Raw genomic sequence first — 12,555 nt, forward strand, 5'->3', positions numbered from 1 at the left:
CCCCGCCGCGCGCCCCGCCCCCCCCCCCCCGCCGCCCCCGGCCGGCCGGGGGGGGGGGCCCCCGGCGCCCCCCCCCCCCCCGCGGGGGCGGGGCCCCCGGCCACCGCCCCGGCCGATTCGTGCGTGCACGGCATCATCGAGTGGGTGCCGCAAGGGGTTTGACGCCGCATGTCCCGTGGTGGTTTGTTACGTGAGTTGTAGAATCGCGCAGGCGTTCGTCGTGCGCGGGCGGCCTCCCGGGCGGGAGGGCGCATCCACGACGGAGCGCACCACGGAGCGGGGGTCCGGTGTGGTGGGGCAGCACGGGGAGAGCGGCCTCGCCTCGGCGCGCTGGCGCGACGAACTTGCCAGAGTGGGCGCGCTCTCGGGCCGGGAGCGCCAGGTCTTCGACCTGATCGGGGCCGGGCACTCCAATCGCGGGATCGCCGACCGGCTGCACGTCACCGAGCGGACGGTGAAGGCCCACGTCGCCAGCATCCTGGCGAAGTTGGGGGTCGAGTCCAGGCTCCAGGCCGGACTGGTGGCCCAGGTCCACCAACTCATGTACGAAGGTACATGGCCGGACGAGCCACGCGTGACCGATACTTGACCGGCGCGAATGATACCCGGGCTTTTCCCCTTCTTCACACCCCTTCAAACAAGTGGACCGCTTTCTGCAGTGGCACTCCGAGGGATCGACGGAAAAGCTTGTGGCTGGAGTTCACCGCTACGGACGGGGAATTTGGTGTACATCTCCATATTAGGACCGCTGTTGATCGGCGACGGTCAGCGCACTGTCGGACTACGGGCGAAGAAGAACCGCGTGATGCTGACCATGCTGGCCCTGAACGCCGGCCAGGTGGTTGCCTTCGACGAACTCATCGACGAGCTGTGGGGGGAGGCGTCGCTGAAGAACGCGCGGAACGCGCTGCAGGCCAATGTGAAACGAATGCGGAAATCCCTGGCCGAACTCGGCCTGGAAAGACCGGACCAGGAGTTGATCCGCACGGTCGACAACGGCTACATGCTGGACGTCCCGGAGGAGGCGGTCGACGCGTACCGCTTCCTGCGGACGGCGGAGAAGGGCGCGGGGCTGGTCGAGCACCGGCCGTACGAGGCGATGGACACGCTGCGCGGGGCGCTGGCGATGTGGCGCGGACCGGCGCTGCTCGACACCAGCGACGGCCCGTGGTGCCGGGCCGTCGCGCTGCGACTGGACGAGCAGCGCAAGACCGCCCGCGAGGACCTGATCGCGGCGCAGCTGCAGGCCGGCGAGGCGGGGACGGTGGTGGCCGAGCTGAAGCAGCTGCTCGCCCAGTACCCCGAACGGGAGCGGTTCAGCGAGCAGTTGATGATCGCGCTGTACCGCTGCGGCCGGCAGTCGGAGGCCGTGGACATCTTCCACCGCACCCGCAGGTGGCTGGACGACGAGCTGGGGCTCAAGCCGAGCCGCCGGCTGCACCACCTGTACCAGGCGATCCTGATGCAGGACCCCTCCCTTTAGCCCGGGGCGAGGGCAGTTCGCCCCGGGCAGGGGGCACGTCAGCGGATCCGCAGGGCGGCGTCGGTGATCGCACCGATCCGCCCTGCGGCGTCCCTGCCGAGCATCTCCTCGTGACCGCAGGGCACCCGGTGCACGGTGAGCGGCCCGGTCAGGTGGGGCCGCCAGCGGTCGGCGAGCCCGTCCCGGTCGGCCGGGGCGGCGGCCGCCGGCTGCTCCTCGGCGACGAACAGCAGCAGCGGCCCGTCGAATCGCCCCGGGGTGAACTCCCGGGCGATGTCGGTGTGGTGGCGCATCACCGCCATCAGCCGGGCCAGCTCCTCCTCCTCGATGCCCGTCCCGGCGGCGTGGTGGGTCAGGAAGGCCGTGCGGATCTCCTCGTCGGTGGGGTTGCGGTCCCCCGGGTGCACCGGGTGGACGTCCAGCGCCGCCAGGAAGGCCACCCGCTCGCCCGCCGCCTGCAGTTGGACGGCCATCTCGTGCGCGACCAGTCCACCGAACGACCAGCCCAGCAGGTGGTACGGGCCCCGCGGCTGCACCTGCCGGATCCGCGCCAGGTAGTCGGCCGCCAACTCCCGTACGCCCAAAGGCTTGCGCCACTGCCCGGCGGGCGCCGCGATGCCCTCGGACTGCAGCGCGTACACCGGCCGGTCCGGGTCCAGGTGGGCGGTCAGTTCGGCGTACGGCAGGCCGAAGCCGACCCCGCCGTGCACGCAGAACAGCGGCTCGGCGCCGCCGGACGGGCGGATCGGCAGCAGCGGCTCCAACAGGGCCGCCGGAAGCCGCTCGCCGCCCTCCGGGCGGGGCGTGGCCGGGCGGGCGACGGCGGCCAGCGCCGCCACCGTCTTGTGGGCGAACACGTCGGCCAGCGCGAGCGTGAACCCGGCCTTGGCGGCCCGGCCGACGACCTGCACCGAGCGCAGGCTGTCGCCGCCCAGCGCGAAGAAGTCCCCGTCCGCGTCGACCCGTTCGAGCCCGAGGACCTCGCCGAAGACGGCTGCGATCGCCTCCTCAACGGGGGTGCGCGGCGCCCGTCCGCCGCCCGCGGCACCGCCGCCCGCCGTGCCGGAGGCCGCCGTGCCCGGCTCCGGCAGGGCGGCGACGTCGAGCTTGCCGTTGGCGGTCAGCGGCAGCGCGGGCAGTGTCACCAGGGTCGCGGGCACCATGTGCGCGGGCAGCGACTCGCCCAGGAAGGCGCGCAGCACCGGCACGTCGACGGCGGCCACCCCGGGCACCGGCACCACGTACCCGACCAGCAGCGGCACGCCGGTCGGTGAGGGGCGGACCCGCACCGCGGCCTGCACCACCACCGGGTGCCGGGTCAGCGCGGCCTCGATCTCGCCGAGCTCGATCCGGAAGCCGCGCAGCTTGACCTGGTGGTCGACCCGGCCGACGTAGTCGAGCGCGCCGTCGGGCCGGCGGCGGACCAGGTCCCCGGTGCGGTACATCCGGGCGCCGGGCGGCCCGTACGGGTCGGCGACGAAGCGCTCGGCGGTGGTCACCGGACGGCCCAGGTAGCCGTGGGCGAGGCCCGCCCCGGCCAGGTACAGCTCACCGGTGACACCGACCGGCGCGGGGGCGAGCGCCGCGTCCAGCACGTACGCGCGGTGGCCGCCGAGCGGGCGGCCGATCGGCGGGCGGCCGTCGCCGGGGCCCAGCGGGTCGCTCCAGGTGGCGCAGACCGAGGCCTCGGTCGGGCCGTAGGCGTTGCGCAGGACGACCCGCCCGGCGAGCCGCTCGAGCAGCGCGGGCGGGCAGGCCTCGCCGCCGACGGCCAGCACCAGGTCGGCGGGCAGCGGCGCGCCGTCGGGCAGGCCGGCCGCGACGGTCGGCGGCAGGATCGCGTGGTTGACCCGGTGCTCGGCGATCAGCGCGGCCAGTTGCTCGCCGGAGAGCCGGCTCTCGTCGGTGGCGAGCACCAGGGTGCCGCCGGCGAACAGCGAGGCGGCCAGCTCCCACACGGTGGCGTCGAAGCTGAAGGAGGCGAACTGCAGCACCCGGGCGTCCGCCCCCGCGTGGAGGGCGCGGAGGTTGGCGACCAGGTTCGCCGCCCCGGAGTGCGGCACGGCGACGCCCTTGGGGCGGCCGGTGGAGCCGGAGGTGTAGATGACGTACGCGGTGTCCCGCGGGGTGAGCGGCCGGGTGCGCTCGGCGTCGTCCGGGTCGGTGTCCCGGTGGCCGGCCAGTTCCGCGACCGACTCCGGCGCGTCCAGGGCCAGCGGGACGACGCCCTCCGGCAGCCCGGGCAGGGCGACGCCCTCGGCGGTCAGCACCTGGACGGGCCGGGCGTCGCCGAGCATGTGGGCGATCCGCCCGGCCGGGTAGCGCGGGTCCACCGGCAGGTAGGCGGCGCCGGACTTGAGCACCGCGAGCAGCGCCACCACCAGCTGTGCCGAGCGCGGCAGCGCGAGCGCCACCAGGTCCCCCGGGCCGACCCGGCGGGCCAGCAGCAGCCGGGCCAGCCGGTTGGCGCGGGCGTTCAGCTCGCCGTGGTCCAGGCGCAGGGTGCCCGGCCCGGCCGGGACGGCGTCGGGGACCACCAGGGCCGGGCGGTCCGGGGCGCCGGCGGCGGCGCTTTCCAGCAGCGCGGTCAGGGTGGTGGCCGGGGCGGCGGCGGGCGGTCCGCTCCACTCCTCCAGCAGGACCCGCCGCTCCTCGGCGGTGAGCAGCTCCAGGGCGCTGAGCGGGGCGTCGGGGGTGCGGGCGGCGGAGGCCAGCAGGGTGGCCAGGGAGCGCGCCAGCCGGGTCGCGGTGGCGGCGGTGAAGAGGTCCTCGCGGTACTCCAGCAGGATGTCCAGGCCGGCCGGGCCGCCGTCCGTCCCGGTGCGCTCGCGGACCTGGAAGGAGAGGTCGAACTTGGCCGTCGCGGTGCCGAGCGGGATCACCTCGGCCGTGAGGCCCGGCATCGCGGGCAGCGGCTCGGCGGCGTTCTCGAAGGCCAGCACCACCTGGAACAGCGGCTGGCGGCCCGTCGAGCGGACCGGGTTGAGCTCCTCCACCAGGTGCTCGAAGGGCAGTTCGGCGTGGGCGAAGGCGGTCAGGTCGGTCTCCCGGACCCGCCCGAGCAGGTCGCGGAACGCCGGGTCGCCGGAGGTGTCGGTGCGCAGCACCAGGGTGTTGACGAAGAAGCCCACCAGGTCGCGGACGGCCTCGTCGGTGCGTCCGGCCACCGGGCTGCCGAGCGGGATGTCGGTGCCCGCGCCGAGCCGGGTGAGCAGGGCGGCCAGTCCGGCCTGGACGGCCATGAACAGGCTGGCGCCGCCCGCCCGGGCCAGCTCGGCGAGCCGGGCGTGCGCCTCGGCGGGCAGCTCGCAGCGGACCTCGCCGCCGCGGTGGCCGGCCCGGGCCGGGCGGGGGAAGTCCAGGGGCAGCTCCAGCTCCTCCGGGATGCCGGCCAGCGCCTCGCGCCAGTGGGCGAGTTCGACGGCGGCGAGGCTGTCCGGGTCGTCCTTCGCGCCGAGCAGGGCGCGCTGCCACAGGGCGTGGTCGGCGTACTGCACCGGCAGCGGCCGCCAGTCGGGGGAACGGCCTTCGGCCCGGGCCCGGTAGGCGGTGGTGAGGTCGCGGGCGAGCGGGCCGAGCGACCAGCCGTCGGCGACGATGTGGTGCACGGTCAGCGCCAGCGCGTGGTCCTGCGGGCCGAGGACGAACAGCGTGGCGCGCAGCGGCACCCGGGCGGACAGCGCGAAGGGCCGGGCGGCCTCGGCGGCCAGCGCGGCGGCCAGCTCGCCGGCCGGCAGCCGCACCGACTCCAGCCGGGCGCCCGCCTGCTCGGCCTCGGCGGCGGTCAGCACCAGCTGGGAGGGCAGGCCGTCGGCCTCGGCAAAGACGGTGCGCAGGCTCTCGTGCCGGTCCAGCACGTCCCGGACGGCGGCGGCCAGCGCCGCCGTGTCCAGCGGGCCGGTGAGGCGGACGGCCAGCGGGATGTTGTAGGCGCCGGTCGGGCCGTCCAGCTTGTCCAGGAACCAGAGCCGCTCCTGGGCGTAGGACAGCGGGACGGTGGCGGGCCGCTCGCCGGCGCGCAGGGCGGGCCGGGCGGGCGCCGTCGGCCCGGGGGGTTCCGCGGCGGCGGCCCCGCCGGCTCCGGCCGGGGCGGCCTCCCGGCTCCCCGCCGGGGCTGCCTGGCCGGGCGCGCCGCCCGGCGGGAGGGCGCGGGCCAGCGCCTCGGCCGTGCGGGCGTCGAAGAGCGCCCGCACCGGCACGTCCACCCCCAGCACCGCGCGCAGCCGGTTGACCACCCGGGTCGCCGACAGCGAGTGCCCGCCGAGCTCGAAGAAGTCGTCGTCCGCGCCGACCCGGGCCAGCCCGAGGGCCTCCGCGAAGACGCCGCAGAGCAGTGCCTCGCGCTCCCCCTCCGGCTCGCGCCCGGTGCCCGCCCGTTCGTCCGGCGGGGCGGGCAGGGCCTTGCGGTCGACCTTGCCGTTGGGGGTCAGCGGCAGCTCGTCCAGGGGGACGTACACGGCGGGGACCATGTGCGTGGGCAGCACCGATGACGCCCGCTCCCGCAACCGGTCGCGGTCGGTCCCCGCCGGTACGACATAGGCGACCAGGCGGGCGTCCCCCGCCCGGTCGGTGCGGGCCGTGACGACGGCCCGCCGGACGCCGGGCTGGGCGGCCAGCACCGACTCGATCTCGCCCAGCTCGATCCGGTGGCCGCGGATCTTGACCTGGAAGTCGCTGCGCCCGGCGTACTCCAGCACCTCCCCGGCGGCGTCCCAGCGGACGATGTCGCCGGTGCGGTACATCCGGGTGCCGGGCGGCCCGTACGGGTCGGCGGTGAAGCGCTCGGCGGTCAGGCCGGGGCGGTTGAGGTAGCCGCGGGCCAGGCCGCTGCCGGCCAGGTAGAGGTCCCCGTAGGTGCCGTCCGGGACGGGGCGCAGCGCGCCGTCCAGGACGTACGCCCGGGTGTTGGCGATCGGGGCGCCGATCGGCGGCGGGCCCGGGCGGTCGGTCAGCGGCGCGGCGGTGGACCAGACGGTGGTCTCGGTCGGGCCGTACACGTTGGTCACCGCGGCGCAGTGCGCGGTGAGCGTGCGGGCCAGCGGCTCGGGCAGCGCCTCGCCGCCGACCAGGGCGCGCAGTCCGGCCAGCCGCGGGGCGTGGTCGGCGGCCAGCGTCTGCCACAGGCTCGGGGTGGCCTGGAGGACGGTGGCGCCCAGGACGGTGACCGCCTCGGCCAGCGCGGCCGGGTCCCGGACGGTGGCGCGGTCGGCGACCAGCAGTTCGGCGCCGGTGGCCAGCGGGACGAACAGTTCCAGGTTGGCGATGTCGAAGCCGAAGGTGGTGACGGCGAGCAACCGGTCGGCGGGGGTGACGGCGAAGCGCTCGGCCATGTCCCGGACCAGGTTGACCAGCGCGCCGTGCGGCACCACCACGCCCTTGGGGCGGCCGGTGGAGCCCGAGGTGTAGATGACGTACGCGGGGTGGTCGCCGGCCGGTGCGGTGGTCGCCGCGCGCTGCCCGGGCGCGGTGGGGAGGCCGTCGTCGAGCACCCACGTCCCGGGCTGGTCGCCGAGGCGGTCGCGCACCCGGCGGTGGGTCAGGGTGACCACCGGGGCGGCGTCGTCGAGCATGTGGCGCAGCCGGTCCACCGGGTGGTCCGGGTCCAGCGGGAGGTAGGCGGCCCCGGTCTTGAGGACGGCCAGCGCGGCCGTCACGAGGTCGCAGGAGCGGTCCAGGGCGATCGCCACCACCCGCTCCGGGGCGGCCCCGGCGGCGGCCAGGCGGGCGGCCAACTCGTCGGCGCGGTCATGCAGTTCGCGAAAGGTCAGGCGCTCCTCGCCGCACCGTACGGCGGGTGCGTCCGGGGTGCGGGCGGCCTGGGCGTCCAGCAGCGGGGCGAGCCAGGGGCCGGGCGGCGAGGTCGCGGTGGCGTTGCGCTCCTCGACGATCCGCAGCCGCTCGTCCTCCCCCAGCACGTCGAGGCGGCCGCAGGGCTGGTCGGGTGCGGCCACGGCGGCGGCCAGCAGCCGGGCGAAGCGCCGCCCGACCAGCTCGGCCCCGGCGCGGGGGACCAGCGCGGGCAGGTGGTTGACGGCGAGGCCGAAGGGGCTGCCGGGGAACACGGTGAGGGTGAGCGGGAAGTCGGTGGCCGAGCGGATGTCGACGCCGGTCACCCGGGGGCCGTCGCCGGGTGCGACGTGCAGGCTGCCCATCGGGTAGTTCTGGAACATCAGTGCGGTGTCGAAGAGTTCGCCGCGCACGGGGGTGAGCTGCTGCACCTCGGCCAGGGTGAGGTGCTCGTGCGGCAGCAGGTCCGTCTGGGAGCGCTGGACGGCGGCGAACAGTTCGGCCGGGGTGCGGGCCGGGTCGACGTCCACCCGCACCGGCAGGGTGTTGGCGAACAGGCCGACCATCCGCTCGACGTCCGGGAGGCCGGCCGGGCGGCCGGAGCTGACCGCGCCGAACAGCACGGTGTCCTGGCCGGTCAGCCGGGACAGCAGCAGCGCCCAGCAGCCCTGCACCACCGCGTTGACGGTCAGACCGCGGGCACGGGCGAAGGCGGTCAGCGCCTCGGACACCGCCGGGTCGAGGTCCAGCGGGACGGCCTGCGGCAGCGCACCGGCGCCCTGCGGCCGGTCCGCGCCCGCGGCCACCAGCCGCGTCGGCTCCGTCACGCCGGCCAGCGCCGCCCGCCAGGCCGTCCGGGCGGCCTCCTTGTCCTGCGCCCCGAGCCAGGCCAGGTGGGCCTGGTAGCGGGCCGGCTCCCCGGCCGCGCCCCGGCCCGGCTCCCCGGCGGTCGCGCCCCGGCCCGGGTGCGGGGCGGCCGCGTCACGGGCCGACTCGGCCAGTTCGCCGAGCAGGGTGACCATCGACCAGCCGTCCAGCAGGATGTGGTGGACGGTCCACACCAGCCGGCAGCGCCCGTCGCCGGCCCGGGCCAGGGTGAGCCGGTGCAGCGGCGGGCGGGCCAGGTCGAAGCGGCGCAGCCGGTCCTCCTCGGCCAGCCGCTCGAACTCGGCCGAGGCCGCCGCTCCCCCGGCCGGCACCGCCACCTCACGCCAGGGCAACGCGACGGCGGTCGGCACCACCTGGATCGCCTCGCCGTTCCTGCGGTGCCGGAAGCAGGCCTTGAGGTTCGGGTGCCGCTCCAGCAGCCCCTGCGCCGCGGTGCGCAGCGCGGCGGCCTCGGCGTCGGTCAGCTCCTCGAAGTCGAGCACCAGCTGAACGGTGTAGACGTCCGTGCCCTCGCGGTCGTACTCCGAGAGGAAGAGCAGCCCCTGTTGCAGTGGCGAGAGCGGAAGGACTTCACTGATGGCGGACGGCCGATTCAAACCGGGCTCCTCACGGAAGGCCTGCACGGTGCGGTGCAAGTGCGGTGCACGTACGGAATAACAAACGTTTTCCGATCGCACTGACGGCCAACTGACCGGCAACTGACGGGCGGCTGACGCACGCCGTCGAACGGTGCCGTTCCCGGTGGTCCGGGCCTCGTCAGCAATCCGTCAGCCCCTCGTCAGCGACCGGCGCGAGGCTTGCCGCCGAGGCTAATTCGTTACCGAAGGCCAGGAGTCCCCCGTGCCGGTCATTTCCGCGTCGCACGAATTCGAGGTCAGTGACCTCTTCGTGAATCTTCAGCCGATCTTCGGGCACCGCCTCTTCCTGAAAGTGGAGGGATTCAACTTCGCCGGATCCATCAAGCTGAAAGCGGCCCGGGAAATGGTCGCCCAGGCCGAGGCGTCCGGCGTGCTCGGCCCCGGTGCGACGCTGGTGGAGTCCTCCTCCGGGAACATGGGCGTGGCGCTCAGCGTGCTCGCGGCCGCCCGCGGCTACCGCTTCATCTGCGTCACCGACTCCCGGTGCAACGAGGCGACCCGGCGCACCATGGAGTCCTACGGCACCGAGGTGCACCTGATCACCGAACCGCACGAGACCGAGGGCTTCCTCGGCGCGCGGATCCGGCACGTCCGCGCCCTGCTGGCCGCCGACGACCGCCGGGTGTGGCTCAACCAGTACCTGAGTCCCGGCAACTGGATGGCCCACTACCGCACCACCGCGCCCGCCATCGCCCGGCAGTTCCCGGACCTGAACGTGCTGTTCGTCGGCGCCGGCACCACCGGCACCCTGATGGGCTGCGCCCGGTACTTCCGCGAGCGCCGCCCCTCGGTGCGGGTCGTCCCGGTCGACAGCGTCGGCTCGGTCACCTTCGGCACCCCGCCGGGCACCCGGCACATCCCGGGCCTGGGCACCAGCGTGCGGCCACCGCTGCTGGACGACTCGCTGGTCGAGCGCGCGGTCCACGTCGAGGAGCGCGACACCGTCCGCACCTGCCGCGCGTTGATGCGCGGCGGCTTCATGTTCGGCGGCTCGACCGGCACCGCGGTGAGCGGGGCGCTGCGCTGGCTGGACGACCACCACGGCGACGGCACGGGCGGGGTGCGCGAGCGGGTGACGGCCGTGACCATCGCGCCGGACCTGGGCGAGCGGTACCTGGACACCGTCTACCACGACGAGTGGGTGGTGCGCTCGATCGGCCCGGAGGGCCTGCTGCCCGGCATCGGGGCCCGGGAGCCCGGTGCGGGCGTCGGCGGGCGGCTGCAGCCGGTCACCGGCTGACCGCGACGGGCCGGACCAGAGTTCCGAGATTTTCCGAGGCGTGCTGAGGCGAGGATGACGGAGAGCAAGGCATTGACGACGAACCCGGGCGCTGTCCTTCCGCTCACCGCGGCGCAGGCCGAGATCTGGTTCGACGAGCAGTTCGCCGCCGGGCCGCTGGCCTACAACATGGCGGACTACATCGAGCTGCGCGGGCCGCTCGACCCCGAGCTGCTCGGCCGGGCGCTGCAACGGCTCGGCCACGAGGCCGAGGGGCTGCGGGTGCAGTTCGTCGAGGAGGACGGCACACCCGGCCAGATCATCCGCCCGCTGGCCCGACTCCCCCTCAGGGAGCTGGACCTCAGCGGTGAGCCGGAGCCGCTGGCGGCCGCCGAGCGGTGGATGCGGGCCGACCACGCCGACCCCATCAAGGTCACCGACTTCCCGCTGTTCCGAGGCGCGCTGATCACGCTCGGCCCCGAGCACCACCTGCTCTACCTCTGCATGCACCACATCCTGGCGGACGGCTACAGCCGCGGGCTGATGTACCCCAGGCTCGCCGGCCTCTACACCCGGCTGGGCGCCGGGGCCACGGCTCGGGAACTGGACGCCGACGCCATTCCGCCGTTCCACCGCCTGCTGGACGCCGAACGCGACTACCTCGGCTCCAGGATGGTCGAGAAGGACCGCGCGTACTGGACCGACCGGCTCACCTCCGAGCAGCACGGCGCGCTGCCCGAACTGGTCTCGCTCTCCGACCAGGAGCCGGCCCCCGCTCGGGTCGCCCTGCGGCGCACCGCCCGGCTCTCCGCCGGGACCACCGCCGCGCTGCATGCCCTCGCGCAGAATGGCAAGGTCACCCTGCCGGTGCTGATGGTCGCCGCGACGGCCGCGTACGCCCAGCGGGTCACCGGCGTTGCGGCGCCGCTGCTCACCCTGCCGGTGACCGGCCGGGTCGGCGCGGTCAGCCGCTCGATCCCGGGCATGCTCGCCAACTACCTGCCGCTGGCCGTCCGGGTCCGCCCCGAGATGACCCGCACCGAGCTGCTGCGCGCGGCCTGGCGCGAGGTCTCCGGCGCCCTCCAGCACCAGCGCTACCGCGGCGACCGGGTCCGCCGGGACATCGGCCTGCGGATCGACGACCAGCGCGCCTTCGGGCCGTTCATCAACGTGCTCAACCAGGACCCGGAGCTGTCCTTCGGCGAGGCCTGCCGGGGCGTGGTGGTCAACCTCTCCACCGGCATCGTCAAGGACCTCATCATGACGGTCCTGAACGCGGACGACGGCACCGTCGAACTCCACCTGGACGGCAATCCGGAGCTCTACACCGGCGCCGAACTGGGCACCCACCTGGCCCGGTTCGCGACCTTCCTGGACACCCTCGCCGCCATGCCCGCCGACCGCCCGCTCGGCCAGGTCGGCCTGGGCGCGACCGGCGAGCCGCTCGGCCTGCTCGGCAGCCGGGCGGCGACGGCCGAACCGGACGAGGGCCTGGTCGAGCGGGTGCGCGCGGTCGCGGCCGCCGCACCGGAGGCGGTCGCGGTGTACGACGGGCGGGAGCGGCTCGGCTACCGCGAACTGCTCGCCCGCGCCGCCGGATCGGCCGCCCGGCTCGCCGCGGCCGGGGTGGGCCGCGGCTCGGTGGTGGCGGTGTTCGCCGAGCCGGGCGCGCCCTTCGTCGTCGGGGTGCTGGCCGTCCAGGCGGTGGGCGCCGCGTACCTGCCGTTGGACCCGGCGGCGCCCGCCGCCCGCAACGCCGCCCTGCTGGCCGACAGCGGGGCCTCTCACCTGCTGGCCGGCGCCGGGTACGGCGAGCAGGCCGCCGCAGTCGCCGGCGCCGCCGCCGTACTGCCGCTCGCCGCGCCCTCGGACGCCGGCCACGACGGCGAACTCCCGGCGGTCGGCGGCGGGTTGGATCTGGCGTACGTGATGTTCACCTCGGGTTCGACGGGCCGGCCGAAGGGCGCGATGGTCCAGCGCTCGGGGATGATGAACCACCTGTGGGCCAAGGTCGCCGACCTCGACCTCGCCGCCACGGACACCGTCGTCCAGAACGCACCCCTGACCTTCGACGTCTCCGTCTGGCAGATGCTCGCCCCGCTCGTCGTCGGCGGCACCGTCCGCGTCTCCGGCACCGACACCGCAGCCGACCCGGCAGCCCTGTTCGACATGGTCCGCGACGAGGGCATCACCGTCCTCGAAGTCGTCCCCTCCCTGCTGAGGGCCGCCCTCGACGCCTGGGACCTCGACGGCAACGCCCCCGAACTCCCCACCCTGCGCTGGCTGATGGTCACCGGCGAAGCCCTCCCGGCCGACCTCTGCCACCGCTGGCACACCCGCTACCCCGACGTGCCGATGATGAACGCCTACGGACCCACCGAGTGCTCCGACGACGTCACCCACGCCACCATCGCCCTCGGCGACGAACTCGGCGCCCGCGTGCCCATCGGCCACGCCGTCCGCAACACCCGCCTCTACGTCCTCAGCGACGAACTCCAACCCGTCCCCGCCGGCGTCCCCGGCGAGCTCTACATCGGCGG

The 12,555-nt window shown here is 75.3% G+C and carries 5 protein-coding genes; 4 read left to right on the forward strand and 1 reads right to left on the reverse strand.

All coding sequences use genetic code 11. From position 1 onward, the window contains the following. Nucleotides 1–289 precede the first annotated feature (289 nt). Nucleotides 290–589: a helix-turn-helix transcriptional regulator gene (locus ACGF07_RS17580; RefSeq protein ID WP_392899625.1), complete on the forward strand. Its 300-nt coding sequence runs from the start codon at nucleotides 290–292 to the stop codon at nucleotides 587–589. A 213-nt stretch (nucleotides 590–802) separates the two neighbouring features. Continuing rightward, nucleotides 803–1,483: a BTAD domain-containing putative transcriptional regulator gene (locus ACGF07_RS17585; protein WP_392899627.1), complete on the forward strand. Its 681-nt coding sequence runs from the start codon at nucleotides 803–805 to the stop codon at nucleotides 1,481–1,483. 38 nt (nucleotides 1,484–1,521) lie between these two features. Here ACGF07_RS17585 and ACGF07_RS17590 read toward each other — a convergent pair whose 3' ends face one another. Further along, nucleotides 1,522–8,754: an amino acid adenylation domain-containing protein gene (locus ACGF07_RS17590; RefSeq protein ID WP_392899629.1), complete on the reverse strand. Its 7,233-nt coding sequence runs from the start codon at nucleotides 8,752–8,754 to the stop codon at nucleotides 1,522–1,524. Between the two features lie 244 nt (nucleotides 8,755–8,998). Between ACGF07_RS17590 and sbnA the strand changes: the two genes are divergently transcribed. Both sbnA and ACGF07_RS17600 read left to right on the forward strand, forming a co-directional pair. Continuing rightward, nucleotides 8,999–10,036 (forward strand): 2,3-diaminopropionate biosynthesis protein SbnA, encoded by a 1,038-nt coding sequence (sbnA, locus tag ACGF07_RS17595; RefSeq protein WP_392899631.1) that lies wholly within the window; start codon nucleotides 8,999–9,001, stop codon nucleotides 10,034–10,036. A 54-nt stretch (nucleotides 10,037–10,090) separates the two neighbouring features. Next, a partial coding sequence (locus tag ACGF07_RS17600) for an AMP-binding protein (RefSeq protein ID WP_392899633.1) occupies nucleotides 10,091–12,555 on the forward strand: 2,465 nt, incomplete at its 3' end.

It is taken from the genome of Kitasatospora sp. NPDC048194 (assembly GCF_043202455.1).
GTDB lineage: Bacteria > Actinomycetota > Actinomycetes > Streptomycetales > Streptomycetaceae > Kitasatospora.